The following is a 20,312-nucleotide window of genomic DNA, read 5'->3' as shown; positions in this document are numbered from 1 at the left end:
GACATTCTCGCCGGAAGCGCATTGCCGTCGCCGCGAACGACGCGAGAATCTGTCAAGCGAGAAATTGCGTACCCACCCACTCGACTTTCCGCTTGCGAGCACACAAGTTCCGATTGGGAACGGACGGTTCTCGCAAGGTCAAGAGCACAAGGATTGTCATGCGCCGCATCGTCGTTACGGGAATGGGATTGGTGTCGCCGCTCGGTTGCGGCGTCGAGCTCGCATGGTCGCGGCTATCAGCCGGGCGATCGGGGCTTCGCGCCCTGCCGGCATGGGCGGCTGCGCTGCCGGCGCGCGTCGCCGGGATCGTGCCGACCAAGGCCGATGATCCCGAAGGCGGCTTCGATCCCGATCTCGGCGCACCGCCCAAGGACCAGCGCAAGATGGACCGTTTCATCCTGTTCGCACTGGTCGCCGCGGCCGAGGCGATAGCGCAGGCCGCATGGACGCCTGCCGATGCACATGCGATGGAGCGGACGGCGACCGTCGTCGCGTCGGGCATCGGCGGATTTCCGGCGATCGTCGAAGCGGTGCGCACCACCGATCAGCGCGGCGTTCGCCGTTTGTCACCGTTCACCGTACCGTCGTTCCTCGCCAATCTCGCGGCCGGCCACATCTCGATCCGCCATGGCTTCAAAGGCCCGATCGGTGCGCCCGTCACCGCCTGCGCCGCAAGCGTGCAGGCGATCGGGGATGCGGCGCGCCTGATCCGGTCGGGAGAAGCTGACGTCGCCCTATGCGGCGGCGCGGAAGCCTGCATCGATCTCGTGAGCCTCGGCGGCTTTGCGGCCGCGCGGGCGCTGTCGACCGATTTCAACGAGACGCCCGAGCGCGCATCCCGCCCCTTTGACCGCGACCGTGACGGCTTCGTGATGGGCGAAGGCGCGGGCATGCTCGTCATCGAGGAACTCGATCATGCGCTCCAGCGCGGTGCCAAGCCCATTGCCGAGATCATCGGCTATGGCACGACCGCGGATGCCCATCACATCACCTCGGGCCCAGAGGACGGCGACGGCGCACGCCGCGCGATGGTGCTGGCTTTGCGTCAGGCGGGACTTGAGCCCGGCCAGATCCAGCACCTCAACGCGCACTCGACCTCCACCCCGGCCGGCGATCACTCCGAGATCGAAGCCATCAAGTCCGTGTTCGGGCGCGAAGAGAGGATCGCGGTGAGCGCTACCAAATCGGCGACAGGGCATCTGCTCGGCGCGGCCGGAGGCCTCGAGGCGATCTTTACCATCCTAGCCTTGCGCGATCAGCTAGCGCCGCCGACCCTCAACCTCGAAAATCCTGATGATGCCGCCGCAGGCATCGACCTCGTCGCCAGAACTGCCAGGCCGATGGCCATGGAGCACGCGATCTCGAACGGGTTCGGCTTCGGCGGCGTCAACGCCAGCATCATCCTGCGGCGCTGGACGTGAGTCGACGTCAGACTGCCGGCGGATTGCGGTCGATGAAGGTCGAGCGCTGGTGCCAATAGGGATAAGGCAGCGTCACCTTGCTGGCTTCGTCGAGCTTGGCGACCTGCTCCCTGGTCAACGACCATCCGATCGCGCCGAGGTTCTCACGCAGTTGCGTTTCGGTACGCGCGCCAATGATCAGCGTAGCGACGGTCGGCCGCTGCAACAGCCAGTTCAGCGCGATCTGCGATACGCTCTTGCCGGTTTCCTTGGCGATCTCGTCGATCGCATCCACGACGCGATAGAGGTGCTCATCCGGCACTGGCGGCCCGAAGGAAGACGTCTGCGGCAACCGGCTGACCTCCGGCCGCGGCTGATCGCGCCGGATCTTGCCGGTGAGCCGGCCCCAGCCGAGCGGCGACCACACCACCGCGCCCAGGCCCTGGTCGAGGCAGAGCGGCATCAATTCCCACTCATAGTCGCGCCCGATCAGCGAATAGTAGGTCTGGTTGGCGACGTAGCGCGGGAAGCCGTATTTGTCGGCGACCGAAAGCGCCTTCATGAGATGCCAGCCGGAGAAATTCGAGGCTCCGACATAACGGATCTTGCCGGCGCGCACGAGCACGTCGAGCGTTGCGAGCACCTCTTCGGGCGGCGTGAACGCATCGAAGCCGTGCAACTGGAACAGGTCGATATAATCGGTGCCCAGGCGGCTGAGCGAACCATCGACGGCCGCAAGCAAGTGTTGACGTGAGGAACCGATATCGTTCGGCCCTTCGCCGAAGCGGAAGCTGGCCTTGGTCGAGATCAGCACCTTGTCGCGTCGGCCCTTGATCGCCTGGCCGAGGACGCGCTCGGATTCACCCATGGAGTAGACGTCGGCAGTGTCGAACATCGACACGCCGGCATCGAGGCAGATGTCGACCAGCCGTCGCGCTTCGGTCGCATCGGTATTGCCCCACGCGGCCAGACGACCGACGCCACCAAAGGTGCCGGTCCCGAAGCTGAGCGCGGGCACGCTGAACCCTGACTTTCCGAGGCGTCGGTATTCCATCTGCATTCTCCCCGAGCATGCGGCACGTCCAAAGGGCGCCGCCGCAGGATCGTATTCAAATCCGGAACAGGTGCAACCGCGCAGGCGGAATGACGTGGCGGAGTGAAGGTGGCTTGACACTCTATTGCAGCGCGGCCCGCATCATCATATTATGATCGAAATATAATCGCGAGGGCCTTGCCATGTCGGAGGATCTGACCGAGGTTGAAACCGGCACCGGCGAATTGCTGTGCCATATCGATGGCCGCGTCGCCATCCTGACGCTGAACCGGCCCGAGGCGCGCAATGCGCTATCGGACAATCTCACGCCGGCTTTGCGGCGCATGATCAAGAGCCTGGGCGACGATCCGAAGATTGGCGCCCTCCTCATCACGGGCGCGGGCAATGCCTTTTGCGCCGGCGGCGACGTCAAAGGCATGGGAAGCGGCATTGCACGGCCGGAACGGACGCTCGAGGAGCGCATCGCCGTGCTCCAGGAAAGGCAGCGCACGCTTACGGGCGTGCTGGTGGCCGTCCGCAAACCCACCGTCGCTGCGCTGCCCGGTCCGGCTGCGGGCGCAGGCCTTGCGATCGCACTCGCCTGCGACATCCGGATCGCCGCCGAGTCCGCCATCATGGCGACGGGCTATGCCCGCATCGGCCTGTCCGGCGACTATGGTGTTGCGTGGCTCCTGACGAGACTGGCGGGAACGGCCCGCGCGCGCGAGTTGATGTTGCTGTCGGAACGCATCGACGCCATGCGTTGCGAGGCGTTCGGACTGGTCAACCGTGTCGTCCCTGACGATCAGCTCCGATCGGCGGCGCTGGAATTGGCAAAGCAGCTCGCCGACGGCCCGCCGATCGCGCTTCGTTACATCAAGGATAATCTCGACCACGCCCTCACATCGGACCTTCTGACCTCGATGGACTTGGAAGCGGAGCATATGGTCCGGGCGGCGCGCACGACCGACCACAACGAAGCTGTCCGCGCATTCGTCGAGAAGCGCAAGCCGGTGTTTCACGGACAGTGAGTGGGGAGGCTCCGCGAACACCTCGCGGAGCTGTAGGGTAGGCAAAACGAAGCGTGCCCACCTTCTCTTGCACCGATCGTGAATGGTGGGCACGCTTCGCTTTGCCCACCCTACGATTTCTGCGCTTTGCCCACCCTACCATTCTACGATTCATCACCGCACTTCGCGGCGAGCCTCGATCACTCCGAATTCGCATCCAGGATCGCCCCGAACGGCTCCCAGTTGGTGCCGCTCCAGCGCTGCATCTGCAGTTGCGTCCAAACCATGTTGTTGCTGTCGGACGTATTGGCCTTGATGCCGGGAGAGGCGGTCGGAATCACAAAGTCTTTCAGCGATTTCGCCTGTTTGATGATGTTCTTGCGCGACAGGTCGTCGCCGCACTGCTTCAGGATCTGCTCCAGGATCATGCCCTGCATGTAGCCGGTGAGATAGCTGGTGTTCTGGATATCGGCGCCGGGCAGGTATTTCTCAAAGAACGCGCGATAGGCCTTCATGCCGTCGTCATTGTCCCATCGCGCATCCGTCGGGTCCTTGTTGATGGTGCCGACGATGACACCCTTGGAGTTTTCGAAGCCGGCAGGCTTCAGCGTGCCGGCAATCGAGCCCGAGGGAAAATTGATGATGACCGTCGCCTTCCAACCGATTTCGGCGGCTTTACGGATCGCCTGCGCCGCGAATTTTGGCGTGCCCGCGATGAAGAAGCCTTCTGCGCCGGAACTCTTGAGGTTGACCACCTGGGAATCGATGGTTGGCTCCGTCACCTCATAGGCTGCGGTGACGACGCGCTTGTCGAAATCGCCCTTCAGGATCGATTTGAACGCAGCGACATAGTCTTTGCCGAGATCGTCGTTCTGGAACAGGATCGCGTATTTCTTGCCCGGCAGCGTCTGCTCGAGGAATTTCGCGTAGATCCGGCCCTCGGTCTGATAGCTGACGAGCCCGGTCGTCGTCAGCGGAAATTCGGCGACGTCGGTGAACTTGCTCGAGCCGCTGACGATCGCGATCGTAGGAACGCCCTTCGCCTTCAGGTATTTCGCCGTCGCCGAATTACCTGGCGTGCCGAGCTGGCTGAAGATGAAGGCGACCTCATCGCTTTCGACGAGCTTGCGGGCATGCTCGACCGCCTTTGGCGGGCTATAGGCATCGTCCATCGCGATATAGTTGATCTTGCGACCGTTGATGCCGCCGCGATCGTTGATCATCTGGACATAGCCGAGCACGCCGCGGCCAACGAGACCGATCGATGACGCTGGACCGCTGAACGGAAAGATCCCGCCGATCTTGATCTCGGTTGCGCTGACGCCCGGCTCGTCGGCGGCGTTCGCCGGCAGCGCGAGCAGGGATACCGCAAGGCATGCCGCAGCCACACTCAATTTCATCTTCATGCTACCCTCCCTCCAAAGCCCGTCACGCGCGGGCCAAATCATTCAAAAGAAATGCAGGCGGACGCCCGCGGCCTGGTTCGCCCGCTCAGGCGAACCAGCCAACATGTCGAAACCTCAAAAGCCGCTCAGGCGACCGCGCGTGCAGGCGCCTTCACCTCGACGCCATCCACCAAGCCGGTGAGCCGTTGCCGGATGATCTGCTCGGCTTCGGTCATGATGCGATCGACCAGTTCCTGCACGGTCGGGATGTCATTGATCAGGCCGACCACCATGCCGCAGCTCCAGGCGCCGGCGTCCATCTCGCCGTCGATCATCACCTTGGGATAGACGCCCGCGACCTGCTCGTGAATGTCCTGGATCTTGAGGCTCGCGCCCTTCTCGCGCTCGATCTCGAGAAGCTGATCTACGCCCTTGTTCTTCAAGACGCGCTCGGTGTTGCGCAGCGCGCGCATCACGAGGCGGGTGTCGAGCTCGGTGGCCTCCACCAGCGCCCGCTTCACGTTGTCATGCACCGGCGCCTCCTTGGTCGCGACGAAGCGCGTACCCATGTTCATGCCGGCTGCGCCCATCGCGAGCGACGCGACGAGGCTGCGCGCATCCGCCATGCCGCCCGAGGCTACGAACGGGATCTTCAACTCATCGGCTGCGCGCGGCAGCAGGATCATGTTCGGAATGTCGTCCTCACCGGGGTGACCGCCACATTCGAAACCATCGACGCTGACCGCATCGCAGCCGATCTTCTCGGCCTTCAGCGAATGGCGGACCGACGTGCATTTGTGGATCACTTTGATGCCGGCAGCCTTCAGCGCCGGCATGTATTGCTCGGGGCTGCGCCCGGCTGTCTCGACAATCTTCACCCCGCCCTCGCGGATCGCGGCGATATATTCCGGATAAGGCGGCGCGGTGAAGCTCGGCAGGAAGGTAAGATTGACACCGAACGGCTTGTCGGTCATCTCGCGGCAGCGCGCGATCTCCTTTGCGAGCAGTTCCGGCGTTTTCTGCGTCAACCCGGTGATGATGCCAAGACCGCCGGCATTCGACACCGCGGCTGCAAGCTCCGCGAAGCCGACATAATGCATACCGCCCTGGATGATCGGATGCTGGATGCCGAACAGTTCAGTGATCGCTGTCTTCACGAAGTTTCTCCCGCTTTCCCGATCAGTGGATGATTTCAAACAAACCCGCAGCGCCCATGCCGCCACCGATGCACATGGTCACCACGCCGTATTTCGCCTTGCGCCGCCGACCCTCGATCAGGATGTGGCCGGTCAGCCGCGCACCGGTCATGCCGTAGGGATGACCGATCGCAATCGATCCGCCATTGACGTTGAGCTTCTCAGGATCGATGCCGAGTTTGTCGCGGCAATAGATCACCTGCACGGCATAGGCCTCGTTGAGCTCCCAGAGATCGATGTCGTCGATCTTCAAATTGTGCCGCTTGAGTAGCCGCGGGATCGCGGCGACCGGGCCGACGCCCATCTCGTCTGGCTCGACGCCGGCAGCCACGAAGCCGCGGAAGATGCCGAGCGGCTTCAGTCCCTTCTGCGCGGCAACCCTGTCGCTCATGATCACGCAAGCGGACGCGCCATCCGAGAGCTGGCTGGCATTTCCGGCACTGATCGTCTTGCCCTCGAACACAGGCTTGATCTTCGCGAGACCTTCGGCCGTGGTGTCGGGCCGCGGACCCTCATCCTTGCTCAGAGTCACCTCCTTATAGGAGACCTCCTTCGTGTCCTTGTCGACGACAGCCATCCTGGTCATGATCGGCACGATCTCGTCATTGAAGCGGCCGCCCTGCAGCGCGGCGCCGACGCGGCGCTGGCATTCGAGCGAGTATTCATCCTGCTGCTCGCGGCCTATTCTGTAGCGCTCGGCGACCACTTCGGCGGTCTCCAGCATCGACATGTACATTTCCGGCTTCATCGCCATCAGTTCGTCGTCGACGGCGTGGAACCTGTTCATGTGATCGTTCTGCACCAGGCTGATCGATTCGATGCCGCCGCCGATCGCGATCTCGACGCCGTCGAGCATCACCGAACGCGCGGCGACTGCGATTGCCTGCAGGCCGGAGGCGCATTGCCGGTCGATCGTGGTGCCGGCGACCGTCACCGGAAGCCCGGCGCGGATAGCGCCTTTGCGGGCGACGTTCATCACCATGGTGCCCTGCTGCATCGCGCAGCCCATCACCACGTCCTCCACTTCGCCTGGCTCGATTCCGGCGCGCCTGACCGCCGCCGCCATCACATGGCCCGCCATGGTCGGCCCTTCCGTGTTGTTGAGCGCGCCGCGGTAGGCCTTGCCGACGCCGGTACGCGCCGTCGATACGATCACTGCTTCCGTCATGTGCTTGCCTCTTCTCTTCAGGCGGCCGCGTCGAGCTGCGCGTAGCGCAGGACATGAAAGGCGGGGTCGCCGAACTGGATGTTGATGGATGAAATCCGCTTGAAGTAGTGGCCGACATTGAGCTCGTCGGTCATGCCCATGCCGCCGTGAAGCTGCACCGCCTGATCGGCGACGAACTTCGCCGCATAGCCGATCTTCGACTTGGCGCCGGACGCAAGCCGCGACCGCCCGGCGTCCTTCGATGCAAGGCTGAGGTTAAGATGCTGCATCAGGGAGAGCGCCTCCTGATGCGCGATGAACATATCGACCATCCGGTGCTGCAGCACCTGGAACGAACCGAGCGTCGCGCCGAACTGTTTTCGTGTCTTGCTGTATTCGAGCGTCGCCGCGTTCAGTTCCCCGATCGCGCCGACGGTCTCCGCGCAGAGCGCCCCAATGGCGCGGTCGCGGCAGGCTTCGAGTGCCGCAACGCCCTCGCCTTCCCGTCCCAGCATCTGGCTCGCCGGCACGGAAACGTTCATCAGGGCAACTTCGGCGGCGCGCCGGCCGTCGATGGTCTTGAAGCCCTGCAGGTGAAGGTTCGGGGAATGGCGATCGACAACGAACAGGCTGACACCATTGCGATCGCCCCGCTCGCCTGACGTGCGGGCGGAGACGATCAAACTGTCCGCCCAGGGCGCAGCCACTACCGCCGCCTTGGTGCCGCTGAGCACATAGCTGCCGCCCTCGCGGCGAGCGGTGGTGGAGACATGGCCGAGATCGTAGCGCGAGCGACCTTCGGACCAGGCCAATGCCCAGATTTTTTCTCCGGAGATGATATCCGGGAGATACGCGGCTTTCTGTTCCTCCGAGCCGAAATCTTCGATCAGACCGCCGGCAAGGACGATCGTCTCGAAGAACGGCTCGACCAGGAGGTGCCTGCCGAACTCCTGCATCATGATCATGGTCGCCAGCGGCCCGCCGCCAAACCCGCCGACCTCCTCGGAGAATGGCGCGGCGAGCAGCCCAAGCTCGGCGAAGGACGACCAATGTTTGCGGCTCCAGCCCGCCTCGCTCGCGACGATCTTGCGGCGCGCGTCGAAATCGTACTGGTCCCGCAACAGGCGCTGCACGCTGGACCGCAACAGCTCCTGCTCTTCCGTGAACTGGATGTCCATTCCGTTGCCTCCCTGCCGCGCTACAATCCAAGCACCGCTTTGGCGATGATGTTGCGCTGGATCTCATTCGAGCCGCCGTAGATCGAGAGCTTGCGCGAGTTGAGATATTTCTCCGACGCGGTATGCCCGTAGTCCGGCCCCGGCATGAAATGATTGGCGCTGACCGGATGCTCGCGGGTCGCAAGCCCGTAATTGCCGATCGCGCGGTGCATCAGCTCGGTGATGTCCTGGAAGATCTCGGTGCCCCTGATCTTGAACAGCGACGCCGCCGGGCCGGGATCGATGCCGCGCGCCATTTGGGCCACGATGCGGAGCTCGGTCGCCTCCAGCGCCAGCACGTCGAGCTCGATGCGGGCGATATCCCTGATGAATTCGAGATGGGCCGGGTCCTCTTCGGGAATCTCCGCTTTCACGATCTTCTTGAGTCGATCGAGATAGCGCGTCGAGCGGCCGATGCCGGCCATGCTGGTGCGCTCATTGCCGAGCAGGAATTTGGCGTAGGTCCAGCCTTTGTTCTCTTCCCCGACCAGGTTGGCGACGGGGACGCGGACGTTCTCGAGGAAGACGTCGTTCACCTCGTGGCTGCCGTCGATCGTGATGATCGGCCGCACGGTGACGCCCGGCGACTTCATGTCGATCAAAAGGAACGAGATGCCCGATTGCGGCTTCGCGTTCGGGTCGGTGCGCACCAGGCAGAAGATCCAGTCGGCGTGTTGCGCGAGCGTGGTCCAGGTCTTGTGGCCGTTGACGATGTAGTGGTCGCCGTCGCGCACCGCCTTGGTACGGACGGAGGCGAGATCGGAACCTGAGCCCGGCTCCGAATAGCCCTGGCACCACCAGTCCTCGCCGGAAAGAATTCGCGGCAGGAAACGCTCCTTCTGCGCCTCGTTGCCGAAGGTGTAGATGACCGGTCCGACCATGGTGACGCTGAACGCGAGCGGCGGCAGCGTTCCCGCGCGCGTGGTCTCCTGCTCGAAGATGAATCGCTCTGTGATCGACCAGCCGGGACCGCCATATTCCTTGGGCCAGAGCGGGGCAATCCAGCCCTTCTTGTAGAGGATGCGGTGCCAGAGCAGCATCTGCTCCTTGCTGAGGTCGGTGTCCGGATTGGGGACGCGCATCTCCGCCGGATAGTTTTCCGCGATGAAGGCGCGCACCTCGTCACGAAACGCGGCTTCTTCAGGAGAAAGCACCAGCTCCATCGGAAAGCGCTCCTACCGGATTTCGCCGGGGTGAACAGATCCTGGTTCCGTGGCGCGTGGCGCCAGGCTTACGGCTCTGCCGATGCCAACAGTCTCTGCCAAACTCGACCTCCCCGACAAAAATCGAGCCGCTCGCGAGGCGACTTCATCACTGGCGCCATCTAACGTTCTTTTTTAGAACTCGTCAATCGCAATTCTTCGCGAGCGAGCGGACTGGCAGAGAGGAGATGCAATGCTGGCGGCTCAAATATCGGTGCAAGCTCGAATAATTCCATTTACATCGCGCTCGCCGCTTTCTAATAATTAGGTACCAAATAAGAACTATGTTGGAGGACAGAATGACGGAACGCCGCGGGGTCGCGATACTGGTCGGTGCGGGCGACGCGATCGGGGCCGCTGTCGCGCGGCGTTTCGCAAAGGGCGGCTACACCGTCTGCATCTGCCGCCGCGATGCCGCCAAATCGCAGGACCTGGTCGACGAGTTGAAGGCTGCGGGCCATGAGGTCCACGCGCTCAGCATTGACGCGAGGCAGGAGGCGGAAGTCCAGGATCTGTTCGCCCGCGTCGAAAAAGAGATCGGCCCGATCGAGGTCTGCCTCTTCAACGCCGGCTCGAACGTCAACAAGCCACTGCTCGAGACCACCGAAAAGCTGTTCTTCAAGGCCTGGGAGCTGGCCTGCTATGCCGGATTTCTGGTCGGCCGCGAGGCGGCGCGCTACATGGTTCCGCGCGCCCGTGGCACCATCTTCTTCACTGGCGCGACCGCGAGCATCCGCGGCGGCACCGGCTTTGCCGCGTTCTCATCGGCGAAATTCGCGCTGCGCGCGGTCGCGCAGGCGATGGCGCGCGAACTCGGTCCGAAGAACATCCATGTCGTACACCTCATCATCGATGCCGGCGTCGACAGCCCGGCCATCCATGAGCGCATGAAGGCCCGCGGCATCGAGGCGAGCGCGATTCCGCAGGACAGCCTGACCAAGACCTCGTCGATCGCGGAAGCTTATTGGTTCGCACACCAGCAGACGCGGGACGGCTGGACGCACGAACTCGACCTGCGTCCCTCGGCGGAGAGATGGTGAGATGGCCGCGCCGGAGCTGACCCTCTGGGGCGTGGGCACGAGCCGGACGATAAGGCCGCACTGGGCCATGCACGAGCTTGGCCTCTCCTACAAGACGCGGCCGATCGGGCCCCGCACCGGCGAGACCAAGACCGAGGAATATATCGCGCTCAATCCACGGCAGAAGATTCCGCTGCTGCAGGACGGCGATTTCTGCATCGGCGAGAGTGCGGCGATCGTCGCCTATCTGTCGCGGACTTATTCGACGCCCGAACGTGCGTTGATCCCGGAGAGCCAGCGCGATTACGCCGCCTGGCTCGAATGGTGCTTCTTTGTCGTTGCCGAGCTCGATTCGACGAGCCTCTATGTCATGCGGCGGCACAAGGCTGATGCGCTCGGGCACATCTACGGCGTCGCACCCGACGTCGTGGCGCAGGCGGCGGAATATTTCCGCCAGCAGTCACGCCATGTCGAAGTCGCGCTCGCCGACGGCCGCCGATACCTGATGGGCGACCAGTTCACCAGCGCCGACATCCTGCTCACCACCTGCCTCGACTGGGCCATCGCCTATGGCGTCGGCATCTGCGACCACGCCCATCCCTATCTCGAGCGCATGCACCAGCGGGAAGCGTATCAGCGCGGCCAGGACGCGAACAAGCCGCTCGCTCCAGTTACGCCGCCTGCACCGAAGGCGTGAGCAGCCGAGAACGTAGGGTGGGCAAAGCGAAGCGTGCCCACCATAGCTTGCGGAGTGTGGGCGGCGGGCACGATTCGCGTTGCCCACCCTACAGCGCTACACCGCTATGCGCACGGCTTTATCGCTCACCATCCGCTCGATCGCGGCATCGTCATAGCCGAGCTCGCGCAGCACCTCGCGCGAATGCTCGCCGACGCGGGGCGCCGGTCCGCCGATCACCGCCTCGTTCACTTCGAAGCGCGCCGCCGGTTTCGGCTGCCGCACGCGTCCGACCTTGGGCTGCTCGAACTCGGTGATGATGTCGCGCGCCACCACCTGCTCGTTGTGGATGATCTCGCCGCGGCGCAGGATCGGCGCGCAGGGAACATCGGCGGCATCGAGCCGCTCCAGCCATTCGGCCGTGGTATGCTGCGCGATATATTCGGCCATCTTGTTGATCCGCGCCGTCGCGTTCACCGAGCGCGCGGAAGGCGTCGCAAAGCGCGGATCCTTGGCGAGCTCGGGATCGCCGGTGGCGCGGCAAAAACCCTGCCATTCCGAATCCGAGATCGTGCCGGCGGTGATGTAGCCGTCGCGGGTCTTGAACACGAGATCGGGCCGATCGTTCGGATCGGCAGCGGTCTCCTCGGCACCGACCACCGTGTACTGCATCATGCCTTCCGGCCAGAGATAGGAGATCATCGCGTCCAGCATCGCAACGCGGATATGATCGCCCTGCCCTGTCTTCTCCCGCGCATAGAGCGCAGCCGCCACCGCCTGCGCGGTCATCACCGCCGTGGTCTTGTCGCAAACGATGGTCCGGATCATCTGCGGACGGTTGGTGACCGGCTGCGACTGGATGTCGGCGAAGCCTGATAGTCCCTGGATGATCGGATCGTAGACGCGCTTCTTCACATAGGGTCCGGTCTCGCCGACCCCGCTGATCGAGACATAGATCAGGCGCGGATGACGCTGGCGCAGCTCATCCGCGCCAAGGCCGAGGCGCTCCATGGTGCCGGGCCGGAAATTCTGCACCAGCACGTCGGCCTGCGCCACGAGCTTGGCCAGCACCTCGCGGCCGGCCTCGCTCTTGACGTCGATTGCGAGCGAGCGCTTGCCGCGGTTGGAGGAAATGAACAGCGCCGAGAACTCGCCGGACTTGTCGATGGTGGCGCGGCTGCGGCGGGTGATGTCGCCGCCGACCGGCTCGATCTTGAGAACGTCGGCGCCCTGGTCGGCAAGGAACATGGTCGCGAACGGTCCCGACACCACGCCGGTCAGATCCAGTACGCGTACGCCATTGAGTGGGCCCGGCATCACGTTCTCCATATTTGTATATTTGTTCGGCGATCTCCGGCCGCCGCGGTCCGGCGCTCACGCGCTCTTGGCCAACTGCCTTGTCTGCTCGACGATGGATTCCTCGACGTCGCGAAGCTGATCCTTGCCGAAGAACATCTCCTTGCCGACGAAGAAGGTCGGCGAACCAAAGGCGCCGCGGCTGACCGCGTCGGCGGTCAGGTCGATCAGCCGCTTCTTCACATCGTCTTGCTGCGCCCGTGCGATCAGCCTGTCGGCGTCAAGGCCGGAGGATTTGAACGCAGCGCGGAACACGTCGACGTCGTCCATCTTCTTCGGCTCCTCCCACATGTGATGGAAGGCGGCGCGGAAATACGGCTCAAACACGCCTTCGAGCTGCGCAGCGACGGCGCCGCGCATCAGCATGAGAGTGATGACGGGGAAGAACGGGTTCGGGCGATAGGTCGTGATGTTGTGGCGGCGGATGAAGCGCTCGGTCTCCAGCGCCATGTATTCCGGCTTGTTCTTGATGCCGCGCAGCGAGTCGGCCGGCGACATGTTGCCGGTCGCCTTGAAGATTCCGCCGAGCAGGACCGGCACATAGTCGAACTTCACGCCGGTGCGCTGTTCGATCGAGGGGATGACAAGTTCCGCCAGATAGGCGTTCGGACTGCCGAAATCGAACAAGAACTCAACCTTCAGGGGATTTGCCACCGGCCTCTCCTCGCGGGCATCCGTTATTCTCCGCCTGTCACGCGCAGGCGATCTGTAGCCATGCCCCGGCTGGCTCCCTCATACAGTTCCAAAAATGAACTGTCAATTCGCGGGATAGCCTGTGATGCTCGGACCCTCGGTCTTAAACCACGATGTCCCGTGCACGATGCGGCGGCCGCGCTCAGGTCATTTCAACACTTCGCAAACCGTCTGGTGCTCGACAGTCCCCGGCCTCGGATATCGCGCCGAGACATACGGGCTCCGTTATATGGCGCCGCGCGCAAACTGACGGCGGCTTCACGCCTTGCGGGAGATATCGGTCTGCAATGCCACGAGTTCCTTGCGCACCGCGCTCGCCGCATCGCGCTCGATCTTGCGGTAACGCGCGACCAATGAGAGGCCGAACGGCGTCAGCACCGCGCCGCCGCCATTCTTGCCGCCGGTCTGCCGTTCGACCGCGGGATGCCGGCAGATGCGGTTGATCTCGTCGACCAGGTCCCACGCCCGCTTGTAGGACATCTCCATGGCGCGGCCGGCGGCCGAGATCGACCCGCAATCGCGGATCTGCTCGAGCAACTGGATCTTGCCGGGCCCGATTCTCTCGTCGCTATCGAGATCGATGCGAACGCTCAAATGTGGAAGCGATTTGGCGCCCGGTTTTGACATGCAGAATCCGTTGGTTGCGTCCGTTCCTTAGAATGCCATTGAAGCTTTTCACGGACAAGATGAACGCCAGCCGATCGCGCCACGGTTGGCGTCGGCCGGCACCGTCTCTCCTACATCTAGCTCTTTGTTTGAGCATGATCTTTCGGAGAACCGGTCTCCACTTTTCCGGATCAGGCTCTAAGGGCAGGTCGTTCACGCGTTACGTTAGCGGAACTGGCGTGATCGTGAATGGACCAGGATCCTTCCCCTTGTCGGGGCCGAGTCCGACCCCGTCCTTTGCCGGCGCCAGCACAGGGTCGGTCGCCCACACTTCGAGCGCGGTGCCGCCCGGCTTCAGGCTGAAGACCGTCGGCGTGAAGGAGTCGGCGACGTAAGCGGTTCCGTCATTGGCGATCGCGATGTCGTTGCAGAGCGATGCTGGGTCCTTGAGCTGAAAGCTCCCAGGCGGTGCCTCGAAGGGACGATCATCTATTCGATGGTCGTTCACTGCGCACCCCGCGAGACCGGAACTCCGTGGCTCTTCCGGCCCGGCTGTTCGCGCTCGATATATAGATCGGTATACAACGATGCGAAAGCCGCAGCTTTCTGCGGATCGCCCCGGCGATCTCGTCTATCGCGAGTCAGTTGTCGGCCACAATTTCAGGCTCGTAAGCGCAGTGCACGTGGAGGCAATTCCACCCCACAGCCGGGCCGCGTCCTTTCAACGCCGATATCGCAATGCTAGTTTCGACCGCGGCAGGGAGCGCCTGCTTCCTGCTTCATTCCGAACAGGAGGACGACATGCCTGAGAGCGTCTACAAGGTCATCGAACTGATCGGTACCAGCAGCGAATCCTGGGAAAAGGCCGCGGCCAACGCGGTCGGGCAAGCCGCAAAAACTCTCCGAGATCTTCGCGTCGCAGAGGTCGTCAAACTCGATATGCAACTGGACGCCAAGGGGCAAGTCGAGGCCTATCGCGCCAAGCTCAACGTATCGTTCAAGTTCGAGGGCTCCTGACGTTTTCGCGACCTCGCCCCGTTCGCGGGGCGAGGTCGAATTTGATCGCAGTCCACTCGACGCTGACCTCAATTCGAGGTTTCGGTGAATCAAATATCCCCCTCTCTTCGCTTACGAAATCCGCAGCGGCGATTGGATCAATTCAACCGAAAGCGATAACCATTTGATTACCTTGCACTGCAAACGACCCGCCCTCCCATCATTTGGGTAACGATCGGTGACGTATTAAGGCCCCGATCTCATCTCGGCCCGGCCTCATGCTTCTCGACCAGTTTTCGATTCTCGTCGCAATCGGCTTCTCGGGCGCGTCCCTTGGCCTCACGCTCTGCATGATGTGGGTCGTCGGAAAATCCGAGACCCACTTGCTAAGCTGGTCGATCGGCCTTGCCTTTATCGTCGCCGGAGTGGCGTTCTTTGGCAGCGTCGTTGAAAGATACGACGCCAATCTGCTGCTCGTTTCCTTCGTGCTGCTTATGTCCGGCTTCGGACTGCTCTACGCAGGCTCGGCCAAGTTCTGCTCAGCCCGGTTCAACTGGTTCACTGCACTTGCAGTTGTCGGCCTTGGCACTCTCTGCACATCCGCCGCATTCGCGATGGGCTATTCCGGCACCGGGACGATCTTTGCAAATGTGGCGATCGGAATGTTGCTTCTTCTGACCGCTCTTCAATACTGGACAGCACGCGCCGAATCCCCGCTTCTGATGGCCGCCAATGCGACGCTCTATCTGATAGCGTCAGCGTCATTCGTCGCGTGTGGCTACGCCCTCGCCGAGCAAGGCCAATTCGTCCTGACGGCGCGTCCGTCCAATTGGGCCGAAGACATCAATTCCATCGTCGTCATCGCCGGATTGACCGGCATCGGCACATTGTCCCTCACCCTCAATCAGGCGCGGATCGCGAACCGGCACAGATCGGAAGCCATGACGGACGCCTTGACCGGACTCTTGAATCGCCGCGCGCTGTTTGACGGTCCACCGGGCCATGTCCCGGTCGGCACAGCGGTCGTGGCGATGGATCTGGACCACTTCAAGACGATCAACGATCGGTTCGGGCACGATTCCGGCGACCGGACATTGAAGGCCTTCGCCGAGATCATCACGGCAAATGTCCGTTCAGACGATCTGGCCGCGCGCATTGGCGGCGAAGAATTTTGCATCGTGATGTTGAACTCGAGTCCGCGGGCGTCGGCCGCCGTCGCCGAGCGCATCAGGGCGCAGATCGAGGCGATGTCCGTCCCTACTCCGTTGGGCCCCATCCGCACGACCGTAAGCGGCGGGATTGCCTACGCCACCGGAGCCGAAACGATCCAGTCGCTGCTGATCCGCGCCGACGAAGCTCTCTATGAAGCGAAGACCTCCGGCCGCAATCGCGTCAAGCTCTCGGACTTCGGATTGGCTGCGTAGGCCTTACCGTCGCGGATCATGCACGAAAAATATCTGTCGCTGGGCGGCAGAGCAGCGTGCGCCGGAACTCGTGATCGTACGACCGCGCCGACCTCGCGCGTGGTTGAAACGATGTGAGAGAATGTTCCTTTAATCGGTCGATCGCGTCTCCACCTCCCTAGATAACTTAAGCGCTGTTGGCTTTTCGCATCCGGTGGAGAAAATTGAGTGAGCAAGCCTAAACTTCTCTCGGCCGCACTGATCGTCGCAGCCATGCTCGCAACTCCCGCTCTGGCTCGTGAGCACCATGTACGCGCGCGGCATTTCACAGCGAACGCCTACGCAGCCGCTATCGGCACGGGTCATAATGACTTGCGTCCCTGCTACGGCAACCTTGCTGGCGACTTGCGTGGTGAACTCTGCGGCTATGGGGACCGCGATATGTGGGGACACTGGGGCGGCTACTACGGGCCTATGGTTCACGTGCCTTGACGTGTTCGGCGTGCGGAATATTCCGCTGCTATCTCGCGCGATACATAACAAGCCATCCCATGCGACCAGCGCAGCATTGCATCGCAGCGCCGGCAATCTCGGCGCAAGAATTACTTCCTGAATACCTGCTTTGACGGGGCGTCGAACCTGGCTACGGGTCGATCCATCTGCCAGAGCTCCACATCGTGGCTATCGACGAGACGCATAGCGGATTTGATGGCTGTGTCATCATCGACACAATCCATCCGAACCACTCCAATCGACCGGCCGTGCAGCCCAACGATGTACGCATGATAGACCGTCATCTTGGCCTCCAAGCAGCGCGAACGCCGCACTGGTGAATTTGCTGGCCCGGACGCGCAAGGCGGACAGTCATCTTCTGCCCTTATCGCCACGGCGGAACCGAACGCCTGCCCGGAAGGTGAATGGCGAGGCGTGTAAATTCCATGGGGACCGCCTTGTCCCTTTATAAAGGCCGCATAAGGCCGTCCGGCCCTGATCGGCCATTCCGGGGGTCAGATCATGCGCGCCACGAATGGAATCCTTCGCAGCAGGATGGTCGCGCCCCAACTGATGAAGAGCGTGCCGAGGAAGACGATCGCGAATTTGGCGAACACCGGAAACGGCGGGTCATAGACGAGATATTGCAGCCAGATCAGCGGAACGAAATGCACGAGATAGATGCCATAGGCCGAAGGCCGCATCGCATCGAGGAAGCGAAATGGTGATTGCGCAAAGTGCAGGAACAGTGCGGGCACCGTGAAGGCCATCGCCGCGTTGAACATCGCAAAGGCGAGGCCATAGGCGGTGTGCCACCACAGCGGCGGTGAACGGAAATCCGGCAGCAGGTTATGATGGACATAGACCAGGAGCAGGATCACGCCGTAGAACGCGAGCCCGCAAGTGAGCCACAGCATCCAGCGCTTCGCCACCTCCCCATCCTCCGCCAGTATCCCTTCTCTCAGGCTGATGGCGCCGACCGCGACGCCGGTGAAGAAGTAGCCGGTGTAAAGCAGGATGCGGCTGGTCTGGATTGGCAGCGGATAGTGGCCGGGCACGAACCAGGCGGCATCGCCGAACTCCAACCGCAGCGGCAGATAGATGATGATCGAGAAGACCAGGAACGCAGCGAATGCCGCCATCGGCCGCGCCCGGAAGCCATCAACGAACCGCCCGAGCGCCGGGATGGTGCGAGGCGCCACAGTCCAAAGCAGCGCTGCGATCGCGTTCAGCGCAAGCAGCACCCACAGGAACCAGGCCGACCCCGACGACCATGGGCCGACGGTGACCATATGCCAATAGAACTGCGGGAAACTAAGCTCCGTCACATGGTAGCGGTAGTAGGCGATCGGCATCAGCACGAAGATCGACACCAGATACGGGATGCCCAGCCGCCAGGCGCGGCTACCGAGGAAGCTCGCCGGCCCCCTGCGCGCCAGACTGTCGTGAACGAACAGGCCCGAGATGAAGAACATGCAGGCCATGAAGAAGCTATCGTTGAACAGCGCGACGAGGTCGAAGCCGAGCCATCGCATCCGGTCGCCGCCGATCCCGAAATAGGTGTAGTTGATCACGCCGTGATACAGCACCACCAGGAAGGTGATGAAGGTGCGCGCGTGGTCGAGCGGAACGATGCGTGTCCCGGTCGTCCCAGCCAGCCCGGTGGCATCGGATTTCTTGAGCATCGGCCCCTGCGTGTCGCAATGATGCTTCGTCGCTGCCACGGTAAGCCACGGCAACGACACAACCATACACTGTCGCCCGGGGGAATCCGATCAGCTAAGGCGGCGTGAGCGGTTCACGCCCGCTTGATCTGCTGCGGCGCTTGGAATTCTCAGCCCGCGAAATTTTTCTGAATCGCACGATCGAGTGTTTCGCTGCCAAGAAAACGCTTGCGCAATTCCCGCTTCAGCAGTTTGCCGCTCGGGTTCTTGGGCAGGCTGTCGACGAAGATCACGCGCTTCGGCACCTTGAAATGCGCCATCTGGCCCGCGCAGTGCCTGATGACGGTCTCCTCATCCAGCGTTTCGCCGCTCTTGACCACCACGATCGCGGTCACCGCCTCGATCCATCGCGGGTCCGGCAGGCCAACCACCGCGACTTCGGAGACCGCCGGCAGCCGATAGACCATCTCCTCGACCTCGCGGCTTGCGACATTCTCGCCGCCGGTCTTGATCATGTCCTTGACGCGGTCGACCCACAGTGACATGCCCCTCGGCATCGACGGTCGCGAGGTCGCCGCTGTGGAACCAGCCGCCCGCAAAGGCCGCTTCCGTCTTGGCCGGATCGTTGTAATAGCCGGACAACAGATGCGGCGAGCGGTGCACGATCTCGCCGACCTCGCCCACCTCGACGTCCTCCATGTCGGCATTCACCACGCGCGTCTCGACATTGAGCGCGGGTTTGCCCGCTGATCCCGCCTTGCGCAATTGGTCCTCGGGCTTCAGCACGGTCGCGAGCGGCGCGATCTCGGTCTGGCCGTAGAAATTCCAGAACTTCACGCCCGGCAGGCGACGCTGCAATTCGAGCAGCACTTCCACGGGCATGATGGAGGCGCCGTAATAGCCCTTTTGCAGGCTCGACAGATCGGTCTTGTCGAAGGCCGGCGAGCGGAGCATCGCGATCCAGATCGTCGGCGGCGCAAAGAAGGCATTGATCGTGTGGGCCGCGATCAGCGACAGGATGTGATCCGGCACCGGCTTTCCGGTGATCACGTTGGTTGCGCCGAGATAGATGCCCGGCCCGAGGAAAACATCGAGCTGCGCGCAGTGATAGAGCGGCAGCGCGTGCAGGATGGTGTCCTCCGCCGCCATGCCGCCATCGATGATGCAGCTCACATACTGCCACATCACCGCTTCATGGGTGAGGACGGCGCCCTTGGGCTGCGACTCCGTGCCGCTGGTATAGATGATCTGCGCGATGTCGCGGCTATCGACGGAAGCTGCAAGCGGCGAGGCGTCGGCGGCGAGCAGGTCCGCAAAGGTCGCGATGTCCATCGGCGGCTCGGCGGCATCCTCGCCCGGAAGCCAGATCAGTTTCTCGACTGCCGTGCCCTTGGCGGTCGCCGCACGACCGGCCTCGACAAGATCGGGACCGACGGCAAGCAGCCTCGCGCCCGAATTGGCGAGGATGAAATTGATCTCGTCCGGGTTCAGCATGAAGTTGATCGGCACCATGATCGCGCCAATCTTGGCGAGCGCAAAGCGCAGCGCGGCGAAGGCGTGCGAGTTGCGCGACAACACCGCGACGCGGTCACCCTTCTTCACCCCGAGATCGCCGAGGCCGCGGCCGAGGCGATTGCAGATCGCGTCCATCTCAGCATAGGTCCAGCTCACATCGCCACAGATCAACGCTGTCTTGTCGGGGTAGCGCCTGGCGGAGCGACGCAGCAGGTCGCCGATGCTTTGCTCGCGCGCCTTCTGGATGGTCGTGGTAATGTCTGCGGTCATATTTCCCTCCCTGAACGTCCGCTGTTTCTTTC

Annotated in this window: 17 protein-coding genes and 1 pseudogene; 6 read left to right on the top strand and 12 right to left on the bottom strand. The window is 62.8% G+C overall.

All coding sequences use genetic code 11. The annotated features are described in order from the left end of the window. Positions 1 to 158 precede the first annotated feature (158 nt). Entirely contained in the window at positions 159 to 1,421 is a 1,263-nt protein-coding gene (gene fabF, locus ACVJGD_RS02860; RefSeq protein WP_456632937.1) for a beta-ketoacyl-ACP synthase II, read from the top strand. A 7-nt stretch (positions 1,422 to 1,428) separates the two neighbouring features. Here fabF and ACVJGD_RS02855 read toward each other — a convergent pair whose 3' ends face one another. Further along, positions 1,429 to 2,454, bottom strand: coding sequence for an aldo/keto reductase (locus tag ACVJGD_RS02855; RefSeq protein WP_456632936.1), 1,026 nt, complete (start codon positions 2,452 to 2,454; stop codon positions 1,429 to 1,431). Positions 2,455 to 2,636: 182 nt separating this feature from the next. Between ACVJGD_RS02855 and ACVJGD_RS02850 the strand changes: the two genes are divergently transcribed. Then, positions 2,637 to 3,464 (top strand): enoyl-CoA hydratase-related protein, encoded by an 828-nt coding sequence (locus ACVJGD_RS02850; protein ID WP_456632935.1) that lies wholly within the window; start codon positions 2,637 to 2,639, stop codon positions 3,462 to 3,464. Positions 3,465 to 3,643: 179 nt separating this feature from the next. On the opposite strand, the gene ACVJGD_RS02845 is transcribed toward ACVJGD_RS02850, so the two are convergent. The 5 genes from ACVJGD_RS02845 to ACVJGD_RS02825 form a co-directional block, all read right to left on the bottom strand. Then, on the bottom strand, positions 3,644 to 4,849 hold the full coding sequence (locus ACVJGD_RS02845) for an ABC transporter substrate-binding protein (protein ID WP_456632934.1): 1,206 nt from the start codon (positions 4,847 to 4,849) through the stop codon (positions 3,644 to 3,646). A gap of 125 nt (positions 4,850 to 4,974) precedes the next feature. Continuing rightward, complete coding sequence (locus ACVJGD_RS02840) at positions 4,975 to 5,985, bottom strand: NAD(P)H-dependent flavin oxidoreductase (protein ID WP_456632933.1); 1,011 nt, start codon at positions 5,983 to 5,985, stop codon at positions 4,975 to 4,977. 22 nt (positions 5,986 to 6,007) lie between these two features. After that, on the bottom strand, positions 6,008 to 7,192 hold the full coding sequence (locus ACVJGD_RS02835) for an acetyl-CoA C-acyltransferase (protein WP_456632932.1): 1,185 nt from the start codon (positions 7,190 to 7,192) through the stop codon (positions 6,008 to 6,010). 17 nt (positions 7,193 to 7,209) lie between these two features. Next, the gene (locus ACVJGD_RS02830) at positions 7,210 to 8,349 is read right to left on the bottom strand and encodes an acyl-CoA dehydrogenase family protein (RefSeq protein ID WP_456632931.1); all 1,140 of its coding nucleotides are present in this window, start codon (positions 8,347 to 8,349) and stop codon (positions 7,210 to 7,212) included. 20 nt (positions 8,350 to 8,369) lie between these two features. Then, positions 8,370 to 9,551, bottom strand: a complete 1,182-nt coding sequence (locus ACVJGD_RS02825) for an acyl-CoA dehydrogenase family protein (RefSeq protein ID WP_456632930.1) — start codon at positions 9,549 to 9,551, stop codon at positions 8,370 to 8,372. A gap of 338 nt (positions 9,552 to 9,889) precedes the next feature. Between ACVJGD_RS02825 and ACVJGD_RS02820 the strand changes: the two genes are divergently transcribed. Next, positions 9,890 to 10,630 carry an SDR family NAD(P)-dependent oxidoreductase gene (locus ACVJGD_RS02820; RefSeq protein ID WP_456632929.1) on the top strand — a complete coding sequence of 247 codons (741 nt, stop codon included), beginning with the start codon at positions 9,890 to 9,892 and terminating at the stop codon, positions 10,628 to 10,630. Between the two features lies 1 nt (position 10,631). After that, the gene (locus tag ACVJGD_RS02815) at positions 10,632 to 11,306 is read left to right on the top strand and encodes a glutathione S-transferase family protein (RefSeq protein WP_456632928.1); all 675 of its coding nucleotides are present in this window, start codon (positions 10,632 to 10,634) and stop codon (positions 11,304 to 11,306) included. Between the two features lie 96 nt (positions 11,307 to 11,402). On the opposite strand, the gene ACVJGD_RS02810 is transcribed toward ACVJGD_RS02815, so the two are convergent. The 4 genes from ACVJGD_RS02810 to ACVJGD_RS02795 all read right to left on the bottom strand — a co-directional run bounded on the left by ACVJGD_RS02810 (position 11,403) and on the right by ACVJGD_RS02795 (position 14,448). Continuing rightward, on the bottom strand, positions 11,403 to 12,602 hold the full coding sequence (locus ACVJGD_RS02810; RefSeq protein ID WP_456632927.1) for a CaiB/BaiF CoA transferase family protein: 1,200 nt from the start codon (positions 12,600 to 12,602) through the stop codon (positions 11,403 to 11,405). 57 nt (positions 12,603 to 12,659) lie between these two features. Further along, entirely contained in the window at positions 12,660 to 13,295 is a 636-nt protein-coding gene (locus ACVJGD_RS02805) for a DsbA family protein (protein ID WP_456632926.1), read from the bottom strand. A 297-nt stretch (positions 13,296 to 13,592) separates the two neighbouring features. Then, positions 13,593 to 13,961, bottom strand: coding sequence for a winged helix-turn-helix domain-containing protein (locus ACVJGD_RS02800; RefSeq protein ID WP_456632925.1), 369 nt, complete (start codon positions 13,959 to 13,961; stop codon positions 13,593 to 13,595). Between the two features lie 199 nt (positions 13,962 to 14,160). Next, positions 14,161 to 14,448 (bottom strand): hypothetical protein, encoded by a 288-nt coding sequence (locus ACVJGD_RS02795; RefSeq protein WP_456632924.1) that lies wholly within the window; start codon positions 14,446 to 14,448, stop codon positions 14,161 to 14,163. Between the two features lie 293 nt (positions 14,449 to 14,741). Here ACVJGD_RS02795 and ACVJGD_RS02790 point away from each other — a divergent pair, with 293 nt between their 5' ends. Continuing rightward, positions 14,742 to 14,957 (top strand): dodecin family protein, encoded by a 216-nt coding sequence (locus ACVJGD_RS02790; RefSeq protein WP_456632923.1) that lies wholly within the window; start codon positions 14,742 to 14,744, stop codon positions 14,955 to 14,957. Positions 14,958 to 15,214: 257 nt separating this feature from the next. Beyond that, complete coding sequence (locus tag ACVJGD_RS02785) at positions 15,215 to 16,360, top strand: GGDEF domain-containing protein (RefSeq protein WP_456632922.1); 1,146 nt, start codon at positions 15,215 to 15,217, stop codon at positions 16,358 to 16,360. A gap of 986 nt (positions 16,361 to 17,346) precedes the next feature. On the opposite strand, the gene ACVJGD_RS02780 is transcribed toward ACVJGD_RS02785, so the two are convergent. Together ACVJGD_RS02780 and ACVJGD_RS02775 are read right to left on the bottom strand one after the other, a co-directional pair. Next, a complete protein-coding gene (locus ACVJGD_RS02780) occupies positions 17,347 to 18,516 on the bottom strand; it encodes an acyltransferase family protein (RefSeq protein WP_456632921.1) in 1,170 nt (389 codons plus the stop codon). Positions 18,517 to 18,665: 149 nt separating this feature from the next. Continuing rightward, positions 18,666 to 20,280: pseudogene (locus ACVJGD_RS02775) on the bottom strand (acyl-CoA synthetase). Positions 20,281 to 20,312 lie beyond the last annotated feature (32 nt).

It is taken from the genome of Bradyrhizobium sp. USDA 10063 (assembly GCF_054063735.1).
This window is presented reverse-complemented; position numbering and strand designations above follow the sequence as displayed.

Coding starts and splice junctions, on each gene's coding strand:
- ACVJGD_RS02815 (WP_456632928.1), top strand. CDS start 10,632: ATGGCCGCGCCGGAGCTGACCCTCTGGGGCGTGGGCACGAGCCGGACG.
- fabF (WP_456632937.1), top strand. CDS start 159: ATGCGCCGCATCGTCGTTACGGGAATGGGATTGGTGTCGCCGCTCGGT.
- ACVJGD_RS02780 (WP_456632921.1), bottom strand. CDS start 18,516: ATGCTCAAGAAATCCGATGCCACCGGGCTGGCTGGGACGACCGGGACA.
- ACVJGD_RS02830 (WP_456632931.1), bottom strand. CDS start 8,349: ATGGACATCCAGTTCACGGAAGAGCAGGAGCTGTTGCGGTCCAGCGTG.
- ACVJGD_RS02850 (WP_456632935.1), top strand. CDS start 2,637: ATGTCGGAGGATCTGACCGAGGTTGAAACCGGCACCGGCGAATTGCTG.
- ACVJGD_RS02845 (WP_456632934.1), bottom strand. CDS start 4,849: ATGAAGATGAAATTGAGTGTGGCTGCGGCATGCCTTGCGGTATCCCTG.
- ACVJGD_RS02820 (WP_456632929.1), top strand. CDS start 9,890: ATGACGGAACGCCGCGGGGTCGCGATACTGGTCGGTGCGGGCGACGCG.
- ACVJGD_RS02855 (WP_456632936.1), bottom strand. CDS start 2,454: ATGGAATACCGACGCCTCGGAAAGTCAGGGTTCAGCGTGCCCGCGCTC.
- ACVJGD_RS02790 (WP_456632923.1), top strand. CDS start 14,742: ATGCCTGAGAGCGTCTACAAGGTCATCGAACTGATCGGTACCAGCAGC.
- ACVJGD_RS02810 (WP_456632927.1), bottom strand. CDS start 12,602: ATGCCGGGCCCACTCAATGGCGTACGCGTACTGGATCTGACCGGCGTG.
- ACVJGD_RS02825 (WP_456632930.1), bottom strand. CDS start 9,551: ATGGAGCTGGTGCTTTCTCCTGAAGAAGCCGCGTTTCGTGACGAGGTG.
- ACVJGD_RS02785 (WP_456632922.1), top strand. CDS start 15,215: ATGCTTCTCGACCAGTTTTCGATTCTCGTCGCAATCGGCTTCTCGGGC.
- ACVJGD_RS02835 (WP_456632932.1), bottom strand. CDS start 7,192: ATGACGGAAGCAGTGATCGTATCGACGGCGCGTACCGGCGTCGGCAAG.
- ACVJGD_RS02800 (WP_456632925.1), bottom strand. CDS start 13,961: ATGTCAAAACCGGGCGCCAAATCGCTTCCACATTTGAGCGTTCGCATC.